The organism is Roseomonas genomospecies 6, from assembly GCF_008365375.1.
In the GTDB taxonomy this organism is placed as follows: Bacteria; Pseudomonadota; Alphaproteobacteria; order Azospirillales; family Azospirillaceae; genus Azospirillum.
Map to the genome: position 1 here is coordinate 1 of NZ_QOKW01000001.1, position 14217 is coordinate 14217.

The 14217-nt window shown below is 68.8% G+C and carries 10 protein-coding genes; 1 reads left to right on the forward strand and 9 read right to left on the reverse strand.

Going from position 1 to position 14217, the window contains the following annotated elements; translation table 11 throughout:
* Positions 1-149 precede the first annotated feature (149 nt).
* From DS843_RS00005 to DS843_RS00035, 7 genes are all read right to left on the reverse strand, one after another.
* Entirely contained in the window at positions 150-380 is a 231-nt protein-coding gene (locus DS843_RS00005; RefSeq protein ID WP_149466855.1) for a formate dehydrogenase subunit delta, read from the reverse strand.
* A gap of 29 nt (positions 381-409) precedes the next feature.
* Entirely contained in the window at positions 410-1207 is a 798-nt protein-coding gene (gene fdhD, locus DS843_RS00010) for a formate dehydrogenase accessory sulfurtransferase FdhD (RefSeq protein ID WP_149466856.1), read from the reverse strand.
* 167 nt (positions 1208-1374) lie between these two features.
* On the reverse strand, positions 1375-4203 hold the full coding sequence (gene fdhF / locus DS843_RS00015; protein WP_149466857.1) for a formate dehydrogenase subunit alpha: 2829 nt from the start codon (positions 4201-4203) through the stop codon (positions 1375-1377).
* Between the two features lie 17 nt (positions 4204-4220).
* The gene (locus DS843_RS00020) at positions 4221-5786 is read right to left on the reverse strand and encodes a formate dehydrogenase beta subunit (protein ID WP_149466858.1); all 1566 of its coding nucleotides are present in this window, start codon (positions 5784-5786) and stop codon (positions 4221-4223) included.
* The gene (locus DS843_RS00025; protein WP_149466859.1) at positions 5783-6271 is read right to left on the reverse strand and encodes a formate dehydrogenase subunit gamma; all 489 of its coding nucleotides are present in this window, start codon (positions 6269-6271) and stop codon (positions 5783-5785) included. Before DS843_RS00025 ends, DS843_RS00020 begins: the two co-directional genes overlap by 4 nt.
* A 168-nt stretch (positions 6272-6439) precedes the next feature.
* Positions 6440-7372: a LysR family transcriptional regulator gene (locus DS843_RS00030; RefSeq protein WP_149466860.1), complete on the reverse strand. Its 933-nt coding sequence runs from the start codon at positions 7370-7372 to the stop codon at positions 6440-6442.
* A 126-nt stretch (positions 7373-7498) separates the two neighbouring features.
* Entirely contained in the window at positions 7499-8764 is a 1266-nt protein-coding gene (locus DS843_RS00035) for a multidrug effflux MFS transporter (protein ID WP_149466861.1), read from the reverse strand.
* A 272-nt stretch (positions 8765-9036) separates the two neighbouring features.
* Between DS843_RS00035 and DS843_RS00040 the strand changes: the two genes are divergently transcribed.
* Positions 9037-12606 (forward strand): hybrid sensor histidine kinase/response regulator, encoded by a 3570-nt coding sequence (locus DS843_RS00040; RefSeq protein WP_149466862.1) that lies wholly within the window; start codon positions 9037-9039, stop codon positions 12604-12606.
* Here DS843_RS00040 and DS843_RS00045 read toward each other — a convergent pair.
* Together DS843_RS00045 and DS843_RS00050 are read right to left on the reverse strand one after the other, a co-directional pair.
* Entirely contained in the window at positions 12591-13538 is a 948-nt protein-coding gene (locus tag DS843_RS00045) for a DMT family transporter (RefSeq protein WP_149466863.1), read from the reverse strand. The genes DS843_RS00040 and DS843_RS00045 overlap by 16 nt on opposite strands.
* A 114-nt stretch (positions 13539-13652) precedes the next feature.
* Complete coding sequence (locus tag DS843_RS00050) at positions 13653-14195, reverse strand: DUF2934 domain-containing protein (RefSeq protein WP_149466864.1); 543 nt, start codon at positions 14193-14195, stop codon at positions 13653-13655.
* Positions 14196-14217: the final 22 nt, after the last annotated feature.

Sequence of the window (14217 nt, forward strand, 5' to 3'; positions counted from 1 at the left end):
CGCTTGATCCCAGCGCGCCGCGGCTCGCCCGACACATCGCCGACCCGCCCAGACGACGAACACGCCAGACCGAAACCATGCCGGCTCCTTTCATAAGGAGACAAGCATGTTAGCGCCTATGGGAGGGCCGGGGAGGGGGCACTGCACCTCTACACGCTCCCCGCCACCGGTCCCCTCAGCCGCTCCACCGCTTGGGTGACGATCTCATGCAACCCCTCCCCACCCGCGGCGGTGTGGTCCAGCAGGCGCTGGCGCATGCGCGGTTCCCAGAAGGCGCGGATGTGGCCAGCGGTTTCGGTCACCGCCTCGTCCTGCGGGTAGGACTGGAAATAGCCGGCGATCTGGTTCGCCATGCGGATGAGTTCGCGTGTGGTGTCCATGGGTCGGCTCCCGGAAAGAGTGCTTTTCGTCAACGGAACAGCATGACGCCGTCGCCGCGCGCGCGGGCGGCCAGCGTCATGCCGGCGGCGCGGGCGAGCTTCAGCGCCAGCGCCGTGGGGGCGGAAATGGTGGCGAGCATGGGAATGCCGATGGTCGCGGCCTTCTGAACCAGTTCGAAGCTGCACCGGCTGCTCATGACGGCGAAGCCGCCGGACGGGTCGATTCCGGCACGGGCCAGCGCGCCGGCCAGCTTGTCCAGCGCGTTGTGGCGCCCGACATCCTCCCGCGCCATGACGATTCGCCCGTCCGGCCCGGCCCAGGCCGCCGCGTGAAGCGACCGGTTGGCGCGGTTCATCGGCTGGTGGTCGGGCAGGGCGGCGAAGGCGGCGGACACCGCCTCCACCGACGGGGTGAAGCCCGCCGTCACCTTCGGCGGCTCGCGGACGGCGTTGGCGAGGCTGTCCACCCCGCACAGGCCGCAGCCGCTCCGCCCTTCCATCGAGCGGCGGCGGAGCGAGCCGCGCAGAAGACGCAACGGGTCCGCCGCAATGGACAGAATGATCCCGTCCTCCACTGTGCGCACCGCGATGCGGTCGATGTCGGCGGCGCTGCCGACGATCTCCTCGCACAGGCTGAATCCCAGCGCGAAGTCCTCCAGGTCGGCGGGCGTCGCCATCATCACGGCGTGGGAGCGTCCGTTGTATTCGAACGCCACCGGAGTCTCCTCGGCGACCAGCCACGTCACGTTTGCCGCGTTGGCCGCCTGATTCGCGGTCTCCGGGAATCCGGTGCCGCTGGCCGGCAGGGAATGGGCGGGTGCCTGCATCGATGGTCTCCTGTGTCCTCCCTCTCCCGCCCCGGGAGAGGGAAGGGGCCCGCGCGGAGCGTGGGAAGGGTGAGGGCGCTTGCAACGGGCAGATGCCTGATCCTTGCTGGTACCCTCACCCGGCCGCTTCGCGTCCACCCTCTCCCGGGACGGGAGAGGGATTGGGATCACTCCGCCGCCACTTCCACCAGATCGCCGCGGCGGATCTGCCAGTCGGACGGGTGGTTGCTCAGCGTCACCTGGACCGCGGTCACCTTGTATTCGGGGCAGTTGGTCGCCCAATCCGAATTCTCGGTGGTGACCACGTTGGCGCCCGTCACCGGGTGGTGGAAGGTGGTGTAGACCACCCCCTGCGGCATCCGGTCGGAGATGCGCGCCCGCAACGTGGTGGCGCCGATGCGGCTGGCGATGGACACCAGATCGCCGTCGCGGATGCCCCGCTCCTCGGCGTCGTGGGGGTGGACCTCCAGGATGTCCTCCGGGTGCCACGCCACGTTGGCGGTGCGGCGGGTCTGGGCGCCGACGTTGTAGTGGCTGAGGATGCGGCCCGTGGTCAGGATCAGCGGGTAGAAGCGGGAGGCGCGCTCCTCCGTCGGCACATACTCGGTGATCATGAAGCGGCCCTGGGACGCTTTGCCGTCGCGGACGAAGCCGTCGGCGTGCATGATCGGCGTGCCGACCGAGTCCTCGTCGGTGCAGGGCCACTGCACGCTGCCCACCCGGTCCAGCTTCGCGAAGCTGACTCCGGAGAAGGTCGGTGTCAGACGGGCGATCTCGTCCATGATCTGCGCGCTGGTCCGGTAGAACATGGGATAGCCCATGGCCGTGGCCAGTTCGCAGACGACCTCCCATTCCTGCTTGCCGGTCTTGGACGGCATCACCGGGCGGACGCGGTTGATGCGGCGCTCGGCGTTGGTGAAGGTGCCGTCCTTCTCCAGGAAGGAGGTGCCGGGCAGGAAGACATGGGCGAACGCCGCGGTCTCGTTCAGGAACAGGTCCTGCACCACGACGATCTCCATGGCCCGCAGGGCGGCGAACACATGCTGGGTGTTCGGGTCGGACTGGGCGATGTCCTCGCCCTGCACGAAGATGCCCTTGAAGGTGCCGTCCACCGCGGAGTCGAACATGTTGGGGATGCGCAGGCCAGGCTCGGGGTCGAGCGCGGCGTTCCACACCTCCTCGAACTGCTGGCGGACCACGTCGTCGGAGACGTGGCGGTAGCCGGTCAGCTCGTGCGGGAAGGAGCCCATGTCGCAGGAGCCCTGAACGTTGTTCTGGCCGCGCAGCGGGTTCACGCCGACGCCGTCACGCCCGATGTTGCCGGTCGCCATGGCGAGGTTCGCCATGCCCATGACGGCGGTGGAGCCCTGGCTGTGCTCCGTCACGCCCAGGCCGTAATAGATGGCCGCGTTGCCGCCCGTGGCATAGAGCCGGGCCGCCGCGCGCATCTCCGCCGCCGGGATGCCAGTGTACTGCTCGGTGTTTTCCGGGGAATGGCGCGGGTCGCGGACGAAGGCCTCCCACCGGGCGAACTCCATCGGGTCGCACCGGTCGGCCACGAAATTGCGCTCCACCAGTTCCTCGGTCACGATCACATGGGCCAGCGCGTTCATCGCGGCAACGTTGGTGCCGGGACGGAGCTGGAGGTGGTGCGTGGCCGAGACGTGCGGGCTGCGCACGAGGTCGATGCGGCGCGGGTCGATGACGATCAGCTTGGCGCCCTGGCGCAGCCGCTTCTTCATGCGCGAACCGAAGACCGGGTGGCCGTCCGTCGGGTTGGCGCCGATGACCAGGATCACGTCGGACTTGTCGACGCTCTTGAAGTCCTGCGTGCCGGCGGAGGTGCCGAAGGTCTGCTTCAGGCCGTAGCCGGTCGGGGAGTGGCAGACGCGGGCGCAGGTGTCGACGTTGTTGTTGCCGAAGGCGGCGCGGATCATCTTCTGGACGACGTACACCTCCTCGTTCGTGCAACGGGACGAGGTGATGCCGCCGATGGAGCCGCGGCCATACTTCTGCTGGACCGCGCGCAGGCGGGTCGCGGCGTAGCTGATCGCCTCCTCCCAGGACACGGTGCGCCACGGGTCGTCGATGGACTCGCGGATCATCGGCTTCATCTGGCGGTCGGCGTGGGTGGCGTAGCCCCAGGCGAAGCGGCCCTTGACGCAGGAATGGCCCTCGTTGGCGCCGCCGTCCTTGTGGGGGACCATGCGGACCACGGTGGTGCCCTTCATCTCCGCCTTGAAGGAGCACCCCACCCCGCAATAGGCGCAGGTGGTGATGACGCTGTGTTCCGGCTGGCCCAGCTCGATCAGCGACTTCTCGGTCAGGGTCGCGGTCGGGCAGGCCTGGACGCAGGCGCCGCAGGACACGCACTCGCTGTCCATGAAGCTCTCAAGCGCGCCCGGCGATACCTTGCTGTCGAAACCGCGCCCGTCGATGGTCAGCGCGAAGGTGCCCTGGACCTCGCCGCAGGCCCGCACGCAGCGGGAGCAGACGATGCATTTGGACGGGTCGAAGGTGAAGTAGGGGTTGCTCTCGTCCTTCACCGCCACGCGGTGGTTTTCGCCCTCGTAACCGTAGCGGACGTTGCGCAGGCCGACCGCGCCGGCCATGTCCTGAAGCTCGCAATTGCCGTTGGTCGGGCAGGTCAGGCAGTCGAGCGGGTGGTCGGAGATGTACAGCTCCATCACGCCGCGGCGCAGCCGCCCCAGACGCTCGTTCTGGGTGTGCACCTTCATGCCCGGGGCGACCGGCGTGGTGCAGGAGGCCGGCGTGCCGCGCCGTCCCTCGATCTCCACCATGCACAGGCGGCAGGAGCCATAGGCGTCCAGCATGTCGGTGGCGCACAGCTTCGGCACGGTGATGCCGGCTTCCATCGCCGCGCGCATCACCGAGGTGCCTTCCGGCACGGTCACCGTGCGGCCGTCGATGTCCAGCGTCACCAGGGTGGCGGACTCGCGGGCCGGGGTGCCGTAATCGATGTCTTGGATGGACATGGTGTCTGGTCCTTCGCTCACTCGGCCGCGACAGCCGCGGGGCTGCGGGTGAAATCCTCGGGGAAGTGCTTCAGGGCGCTGCGCACCGGGATCGGCGTCATGCCACCCATGGCGCAGAGCGAGCCGTCGGTCATGACCTCGCACAGGTCGTTCAGCAGCGTGATGTTCGCCGCGACCTTTTCGCCGGCGATGATGTGGTCCATCACCTCGACGCCGCGCACCGCGCCGATGCGGCAGGGGGTGCACTTGCCGCAGGATTCGGCGGCGCAGAACTCCATGGCGAAGCGGGCCTGTCTGGCCATGTCCACGCTGTCGTCGAAGACGACGATGCCGCCATGGCCGACCATCGCTTCGACCGCCGCGAAGGCTTCGTAATCCTTGGGCAGGTCGAACAGGGACGGCGGCAGATAGGCGCCCAGCGGGCCGCCAGCCTGCACCGCGCGGATCGGACGGCCCGTGATGGTGCCGCCGCCGAACTCGTACAGCAGTTCGTGCAGGGTGACGCCGAACGCCTTCTCCACGATGCCGCCATGGCGGATGTTGCCGGCGAGCTGGAAGGCCAGCGTGCCGCGCGACCGGCCCACGCCGAAGTCGCGGTAGTAGCTGCCTCCCTTGTCCAGGATGACCGGGACCGAGGTCAGCGACAGCACGTTGTTGACGACGGTCGGCTTGCCGAACAGACCCTCCAGCGCCGGCAGCGGCGGCTTGGCCCGGACGGTGCCGCGCTTGCCCTCCAGGCTTTCCAGCATGGAGGTCTCCTCGCCGCAGATGTAGGCGCCGGCCCCGACGCGGACGTCCAGATGGAAGCGATGGCCGGTGCCGTGGATCGCGTCACCCAGCCACTTCTCGTCGTAGGCCAGCCGGATCGCCTCGCGCATGGTCGCGACGGCGTGCGGGTACTCGGAACGGATGTAGATGTAGCCCTCGGTGGCGCCCACCGCGATGGCCGCGATGGTCATGCCCTCGATCAGGCAGAAGGGGTCGCCCTCCATGATCATGCGGTCGGCGAAGGTGCCGCTGTCGCCCTCGTCGGCGTTGCAGCAGATGTATTTCTGGTCCGCCTGGGCGTTCAGCACCGTGTTCCACTTGATGCCGGTCGGGAAACCGGCGCCGCCGCGCCCGCGCAGGCCGGATTCGGTGACCTCGGCCACGATCTCCGCCGGGGTCATGGCAAGCGCCCGCTCCAGCCCGCGGAAGCCGCCGTGCAGCCGGTAATCCTCGACCGACAGCGGGTCGATGATGCCGCAGCGGGCGAAGGTCAGCCGCTCCTGCTTGGCGAAATAGGGGATCTGTTCGGTCAGGCCGTGGGCCAGGGCATGGTCGGCGCCGTCGAGGAAGCCGGCGTCGAACAGGCCGGCCACGTCCTCGGCCATCACCGGCCCATAGGCGACGCGGCCCTCGGGCGTCTCGACCTCGACCAGAGTCTCCAGCCACAGCATCCCGCGGGAGCCGTTGCGGACGATGCGCAGCGGAATGCCGCGCTTGGTGGCCTCGGCCCGGATGGCGGCGGCGGTCTCGTCGGCGCCCACCGACAGGGCGGCGGCGTCGCGGGGAACATAGACCGTGTGCAGGGTCTCGCTCATCGTGCAGCCTCCGCGGCCAGGGTGGAGGCGGCGATGGCGTCGAAGCGGGCCGGGCTGACCCGCCCGTGCAGCGTCTCGTCCACCATCACGGCGGGGGCCAGGGCGCAGTTGCCCAGGCAGAAGACCGGCTCCAGCGAGAAGGCGTCGTCGGCGGTGGTCTCGTGGAAATCCACCTTCAGGCGGCGGCGGATGTGGTCGATCAGCCCGTCCGCGTTCATCGACTGGCAGGCTTCGGCCCGGCAGACCTTGATGGTGTGGCGGCCCGGACGGCTGCGGCGGAACTCGTGGTAGAAGGACACCACCCCGTGCACGTCGGCGCGCGACAGGTTCAGCTCACGCGCCAGCAGCGGAATGGCCTCTTCGTCGATGCAGCCGAACTCTTCCTGCAAGGCGTGCAGGATCGGCAACAGGGCTCCGCGCAGGTGCCGGTTGGCGGCGATCACCGCCGTGGCGCGCTCCTCGCTCCATGGAGATCGGGCGTTCATGGTCTCCTCCCCCGCGCCCGCCTGACATCGGCGGCGCTTCGTTCGTGTCTCGTCCATCAGCGTGGCGGACATTGGGGAGGGCGCGCAAATTTGATTTTCCGATGCGGTGATAGGGTTTGGCTATCACCACACGAAACGCGCGGTTATGCTGTTGATATCATAACGACTTCACAGGCTCCAGGGCGCCAGCGCCTCGTCGGTCAAAGCGCGCACGCGCTCGGCGAGGCCCGGTTCCGCCGCGACCGTGGCCAGCGCCTTGGCGAGCGGGGCCGGCGGCTCGCGGTCGGCGTAGACGAGTCCGACGGCGTAGGTCAGGTCCGGTTCGGTCAGGGGCAGGGCGACCAGATCGGGGTGGAGCGCGACCAGGGTCAGGAGCTGGCTCGGCACCACGCTGGCCGCCAGACCGCTGCGCACGATGGTGTAGATGGTGACGATGGAGTTCGTCTCCATCAGCGGAACCACCGTCCGGTCGGCCATGCGGAAGGCGGTGTCGGCGATGCGGCGGTTCTGCATGTCGGGGGTCAGCAGGCACAGCGGCAGCTCCGCCGCGTCCGCCCAGCGGATGCCGGTCGCTCCCTCCCGGACCTGACGCCGCTGGGCCAGCAGGAAATACCGCTCCGAGAACAGCGGCACGGTGCGGACGTTGCTCAGCGGTTCGTTGTCCAGATAGGTGACGGCGGCGTCCAGTTCGAACCCGTCGAGGTCCCGCTGGATGTCGCGCGAGCTGAGCGAGCGCACGCTGGAGCGGATTTGCGGGTAGCGCTCGGCGAAGCGGGCCAGCACATGGGGAACGGCGGGCAGTGCGGTGGGAATGGCGCCGATGCGCAGATGGCCCGACAGGCCCTGGCCCAGCGCCGTCAGTTCCTGATAGAGGCCATCCCGCTCGGCGACGATGCGGCGGGCGTATTCCAGCACCTTCAGCCCTTCCGGCGTGAAGCCGGAAAACTTCTGCCCGCGCTCCACGATGGGCACGCGCAACTCGTCCTCAAGCTGGCGGATGGCGTTGGACAGCGTCGGCTGGGAGACGTGGCAGGCCTCCGCCGCCCGGCCGAAATGCTGCTCGCGCGCCAGGGCCAGCAAATAGACGAATTTACGGAACACGAGCAACCTCCCCGAGCCGGACGGTCCGGCATCCTCATCCGGCCCCTGTCCGGCGCAGAGGACGTTATGCCGAAGCGGACACACCGCTGGCAAGGGATGAGGCGTCCGCCCGTCCGTCCGTTCGCGTCAGTCTCCCGGCTGAGCCCCGGAAGCGTGGTGAATGGACCGCATCAGGGTCCCGCGCTCGGTCAGCAGCACGGTCAGCAGCGCCAGAACGCCCAGCACGGTGAAGCCGACCGTCAGCGGACGCACGGTGCCGTCGAAGGCTTGGCCGACGATCCAGCCGACCACCGCAGCCATGCCCGTGCTGAAGAAGCCGACGAAGGACGAGCCCATGCCCGCCACATGACCCAGCGGCTCCATCGCCATGGCGTTGAAGTTCGGAGCGATCAGGCCGAAGCAGAAGAAGATCGCGGCCATGAAGAGGCTGAGGCCGAGCAGGGGCGGATGCTCCGGAAAGCCGATCACGGCCATGGCGGCGCCGGCCAGCACATAACCGATCAGGGCAACGTGCGACACCCGGTGCATGCCGACCCGTCCGACCAGACGGGCATTGACGAGCGAGGCCAGGGCCATCACACCCGCGATCGCGCCGAAGGCCACCGGGAACATCGCGCCCAGACCATAGACGTCCACGAAAATCTGCTGGGCGCTGCCGACGTAGCTCAGCAGCCCGCCGAACAGCAGGCCCATGGCCGCGGTGTAGCCGACCGTCGCGCGCGTCGTCACCACCGTGCGGAAGGCGTGGCCGAGCGCCGCCGGGGACAGCGGCATCCGGTCCTCGGCGGAGCGGGTTTCCGCCAGACGCAGCATCGACCAGGCAAAGGCGAGCACGCCGGCCAGGAACAGCGCGCCGAACACCCAGGGCCAGGTCCCCAGCCGCAGAATCCCCTCGCCGAGCGCGGGGGCGATGATCGGCACGACGATGAAGATCATCATGACGAAGGACATCACCCGCGCCATGTCGCGCCCGACGAAGCGGTCGCGCACGATGGCGATGGCGACGACGCGCGGTGCGGCGGCCCCGAAGCCCTGCAGCGCGCGGGCGGCCAGCAGCGTGGTGAAGCTGGGGGCGAAGACCGCGCCCAGCGACCCGATGGCGAAGATCACCAGACCGGCGGCCAGCACCGGCTTTCGACCGAACCGGTCGGACAGCGGCCCATGGAAGGGCTGGCCGATGGCGAATCCCAGCATGTAGGCGGTAATGACGAGCTGGCGGTCGTTCTCCCGTACCACCCCGAAGGAATGGGCGATGTCCGGCAGCGCGACCAGCATGATGTCGATGGACAGCGCCGTCAGCGCCATCAGAAGGGCCATGAGCGCGACGAATTCGCCGAAGCGGATGTCGCCGGTCCGGCCGGTGGAAGCAGGGAGGGACGTGGACTGTGGCATCGGAGCAATGTGCGGCGTACCCGTTCTTGCGGCAAATCGAATTCTCGCAGCCCGGCCATCGATAATTGGTCATCGACAATTCAAGGCTGTGCCGCCGTCACCCGCAACGCAAGGTGTATAATTCTTTTCAACGGCACAACCAAATCTCATTTCAAAAACTAAAGAAATTCAAGCCAGGTGGGATGAAAATAGTGATGCGTGCGCGGATTCTATGGGAGGCTTCGAAATCGCTGTCTATATTGCTCAGCCTCAACAGTCTGTGATCATCGGGCATGCGCCTTCGTCTGCCTTTCGTAGCCCTGCTGGCGCTTCTTCCACTCGTCGCCTTTGCGGCGGCCGCGATCGTGCTGGTCGACCGGCAGCAGGAGCGGTCGGTGGAAGAGCTGATCCGCCACGCCACCGACGCGGCGGTGCAGACCGTGGACGCCCGCGTCCTCATGACGCGCAGCGCGCTCGAAATCATGTCCACCGCCCGCTCTCTGGACATCGGCGACCGCGCCGTCTGGGTCGAGCGGGCGGAACGCGCCCTGCGGCACCGGTCGGACTGGCTGGCCCTGGAACTGCGCGACCGCGACGGCGCCACCCATCTGATCCACCGCCCGCAGGAGGCGGCGGGCGGCATCGACTCCGCCGCCCGTGCCATGCAGGCGGACCGGGTGTTCCGGTCGGGGGAGGTCTGGGTCAGCGGCATCATCACCGATCCGGCCGGCCGGGCCGAACCGGTCTTTGCCGTCAGCGTGCCGGTCTGGGGCGTGGGGGAGGTGCGGCTGGTCCTGACCGCCTATGTGCGGGCCTGGTCGCTGAACCGGGTCCTGATGGATCAGATCGTGGGACCCAACTGGATCGTCGGTCTTTTCGACGCGGATGGCCGGGTCATCGCCCGCACCCGGTCCGGCGATGCGTTCGACCCGGTGATCGGTCAACAGGCGCATGAATCCCTGGCCGCCGCGTTGCGGGGCGGCAACGAGTTCTTCCTGTCCAACACCCGGCAGGGGGAGGAGGTGCTTTCGGCGAAGACGGGGTCCATCGCCGCCCCGGGCTGGCTCCTGTCGCTCGGCGCGCCGGCGGAACCCATCAAGGCGGCGGCGCGGCGCACCGTCTACACGGTCGCCGGCGGCGGGCTGGGTGCGCTCGCGGTGGCGGCTCTGCTCGCCTGGGTCCTGGCCCGTTCCCACGCCCGGCGGGAAGAGGCGGAGCAGCGCGCACGGGTGGCGGAGGCCGCGGCGGAGGCCGACCGGCGGTCCCACGCCATCCTGGAAAGCACCACGGACGGCGTCTGTGAACTCGACCGGTCCTGGCGGATCGCCTTCATGAACGGACGGGCGCGCGGCCTGATGGGCGGCAGAAGCGACCTGACCGGCCACCGCCTGTGGGACATCTTCCCCGATGCCATGGGAACGGTGCTTTGGGATCGCCTGCACACCGCCATGAAGGAACGACGCCCGGACGAATTCGAGGCCTACTTCGCGCCGCTCGGCGTCTGGCTCTTCCTTCGGGTCTTTCCGTCCGCAGCCGGGCTGGCCGTCTATTTTCAGGACATCAGCAAGCGCCTTCACGCCGAACGGGCGCTGGAGCGCGCGGTGGAGCAGGCCAACCAGATCCTGGAAAGCATCGGTGACGCCTTCTACGCCGTCGACCGCGACTGGCGGATCACCTACGTGAACAAGCGCGCCCAGGAGATGTTCGGGCGTCCCCGGGATGAGATCATGGGGCGGCAGTTGCTGGACCTGTTCCCCGAAGTGGCGGGCAACGTGGTCATCCGCAACTTCGAGGCCGCGATGGCCGACCAGCAGCCGCGGGAGTTCGAGGCGCAGTCGGACATCTTCCAGCGCTGGACCATGTTCAACGTCTATCCCCAGGCGTCCGGCGGCCTGTCCATCTATTTCCGCGACATGTCCGCCCACCGTGCGGCGGAGGCGGCGCTGCGGGCCAGCGAGCACCGCTACCGCACGCTTCTGGAGGCGCTGCCCCAGATGGTCTGGACCTGCCGGGCGGACGGGCGTTGCGACTTCCTCAGCCGGCAGTGGCTCTCCTACACCGGGCAGACGCTGGAGGCGGCGCAGGGTGAAGGATGGTACCAGTCCATTCACCCCGACGACCGGGACCGCCTCGCCCGGCTCTGGAGGCAGGCAGTCGAGAATCGGACGGTCTACGATACGGAAGCGCGCATCCGCCGCGCCGACGGCGTGTACCGCTGGTTCAAGCAGCGCGCCCTGCCGATCACCGACCCGGAAAGCGGGGAGGAGCGGTGGTTCGGCACCTCGACCGACATCACCGACATCTTCGAGGCCCGCGACGCCATGCAGGCCGCCAAGGAGGAAGCGGAGGAGGTCGGGCTGCGGTTCCGCACCCTGGCCGATTCCATCCCTCAGCTCGCCTGGATGGCCCGTCCGGACGGCCGCATCTTCTGGTACAACCGGCGCTGGTACGATTACACCGGCGTCGAGGAGGCCGGCACCTCGACCGGTCCGCTGTGGGACGGCATCCTGCCGCCCGACCATGCGGAGCGCGTGACGGCCAGCCTGCGCCGCTCCTTCGGCACGGGGGAGCCGTGGGAGGACACCTTCCCCATGGCCGGACGGGACGGCTCCTACCGCTGGTTCCTGTCGCGCGCGCTGCCGGTGCGCGATTCCGATGGCGCCATCGTGCTGTGGTTCGGCACCAACACCGACGTGACCGACCGGCTGGAGACCGAGGACGCCCTGCGCCGCGCCAAGGAGGAGGCGGAGCGGGCGGCCATGTCCAAGTCGAAGTTCCTTGCCTCCGCCAGCCACGATCTGCGCCAGCCCCTGCAGTCGCTGTTCCTGTTCTCCGGCGCGCTGCACGGCCATGTGCAGGGCGAGAAGGGGATGATGGCGTTGCGCCACCTGGAAAGCGGGCTGGACGCGCTGAAGGGGTTGCTGGACAGCCTGCTCGACGTGTCGCGTCTGGATGCCGGGGTGGTCAAGCCGACGCTGGAGGATTTCCCGATGGCGCTCCTGCTGGACCACATCGCGGCCGGCTATGCCCCGGCGGCCCGCGGCAAAGGGTTGGACTGGCGCATGGAAGGCTGCCCGCAGAACATCCGCTCCGACCGGGTCCTGCTGGGCCGGATGATCCGCAACCTCGTGGAGAACGCCATCCGCTACACCGAGCGGGGCGGCATCTCCATCTCCTGCTCCACCGTGGGGGACCACATGCGGATCGCCGTGGCCGACACCGGGATCGGCATTCCGGGCGAGCATCTTCCCCGCATTTTCGAAGAGTTCCATCAGGTCGGCAACCCGGAGCGGGACCGCAGCCAGGGGCTGGGTCTCGGGCTCGCCATCGTTCAGCGCATCGGGCAGCTTCTGGGCCATCCGGTGACCGTCCGCTCCACGCCCGGCGAGGGGTCGGTCTTCACCATCGAGGTGCCGCTGGGCGCGACGCAGCGGTCCGCGGAACCGCTCCAGGCGGCCCTCGGCCCCGCGGCCGCGGCGGGCGGGGAGGAGCGGCTGGCCGTGGTCGTCGACGACGACGCCATCGTGCTGCTGGGCCTTCAGGCCATCCTGCGCGAGTGGGGGTACGAGGTGCTGATCGCCGGCTCGGGCCAGCAGGCGGTGGACAAGTTGCGCGCGGCCAACCGCAAGCCGGACATCATCATCGCCGACTACCGCCTGCGCGAGGGCAAGGTGGGCACCGACGCCATCCTGGAGATTCGGGGGCTGTTCGACTCGGACATCCCGGCCATCGTCGTCACCGGGGAAACCGGGCCGGAGTGCCAGCGCGACGCCGTGCGCCACGGCTTCGGCCTGATGCACAAGCCTGTGACCCCGCGCCAGCTCGCCGGGGCCATGGAACGCTCGCTTCAGCCGGCGGAGTGAGGCGGCGGCGGACGGCGCCGGGTTTCGCGGTGCAGGATGTAGAGGCCGCTCGTCGCCACCACCGCGGCGCCCAGCGCCATATGCAGGGTCGGCACCTCGCCCCACAGCATCCAGCCGAACAGCACGGCCCACAGCAGCGCGGCGTAGTTGAACGGCGCCACCACCGCCGCCGGGGCCAGCGAGTAGGCGCGCGTCAGGAAAAGCTGCGCGCCGCCGCCCAGGATGCCGGTGGCCGACAGCAGAGCGAGGTCGGTCAGGCTGTGCGGAGTCACCCACACGAAGGGCATGACCAGCGCCAGGATCAGGGTGGTGATCGCCGTGAAGTAGAAGACGATGGTGTTGGCGTGCTCCGTCTTGCTGAGCTGCCGGATGGCGACCATCGCGAAGGACTGGCAGAAGGCGGCGCCCAGCGCCACCAGCGCGCCCAGATGCATCAGCGTCTCGCCCGACGGGCGGACCATGATGAGGACGCCGACGAAGCCGACCAGCACCGCGCTCCAGCGATGGATGCCCACCTTCTCGCCCAGCAGCGGCACCGACAGGGCGGTCAGGAACAGCGGGGCCGAGAAGTTCAGCGCCACGGCGTCGCCCAGCGGCAGCAGATGGAAGGACCAGAAGGTCAGCGACATCGCCGCCAGCCCGACGACGGAGCGCCAGACATGGCCCATCGGACGCTCGGTGCGCAGGCTGTTGAACCACCCGCCCTGCAACGAGATGACCACGGCCACCGGGACCAGGGCCACGGCGTTGCGGAAGAAAGTCACCTCGATGACCGGATAGGTCTCCGACAGCAGCTTCACCAGCACGTTCATCACCGAGAACAGCAGCACCGATCCCAGCATCATGACGATGCCGAGCGGTATGTTCTCCACGCGGGTGTGGCGGGGCGTCGCGGGACGGGCGGGGGCGGGGGAGAGGGAGGGCGCGGTCACGCCCGGATGCTATCAAGCGAAACAACCCGCGTCACGTTGCCGCGACGCGGGGGGCATGTCCTGGCGGAATGGCCGGATTGCAGTCCGGAGCCGGACCGTCCGGTGCGGGCTGCCTCAGCGGTCCTTCAGAAGATCGGCGATTTCCGCCTCGGCCAGCAGCCAATGGTCCATCTCGCGCCCTTCCGGCCGGCCCTCGCGCTCCCAGATCTCATAGGCGCGCTCCTGCACCATGCGGTTCTTCTGGCCGTGCAGCAGGCCCTCCGCGATGTGCATGTTGATGCGCGACAGCGACACCAGCTTGCGCGCCTCGATGGAGCCCTGGGTGGCTTCCATGGTGGTGACGGTGACGTACTGCGCGAGGTTGCGCAGGTTGGCCTTCACCTCCGGGTCCAGCGTGTTCTCTTCGTTCTGGAGCACGGTCTTGATGGCGACCCAAAGGCGCAGGTTGTGGTCCAGCGCGATGTTCGCCTTCTCCGGGGTGTCGGCTTCGACCAGCAGGCTGGCGGCGTGCAGCAGGGCGACCGCGTCCTGTTCGATGGCGACGAAGTTCGTGTTCAGGACGATCTCCGCCCCGGTGTCGGTGGCGAGCGCCTCGGCCGCTTCGGGCGACGGAGCGGCTTCAGCGGTCTTTGCGGTGGCGGTCTTGCGCTTGGCCATGATCGAATCCCCCTGCGTTAGT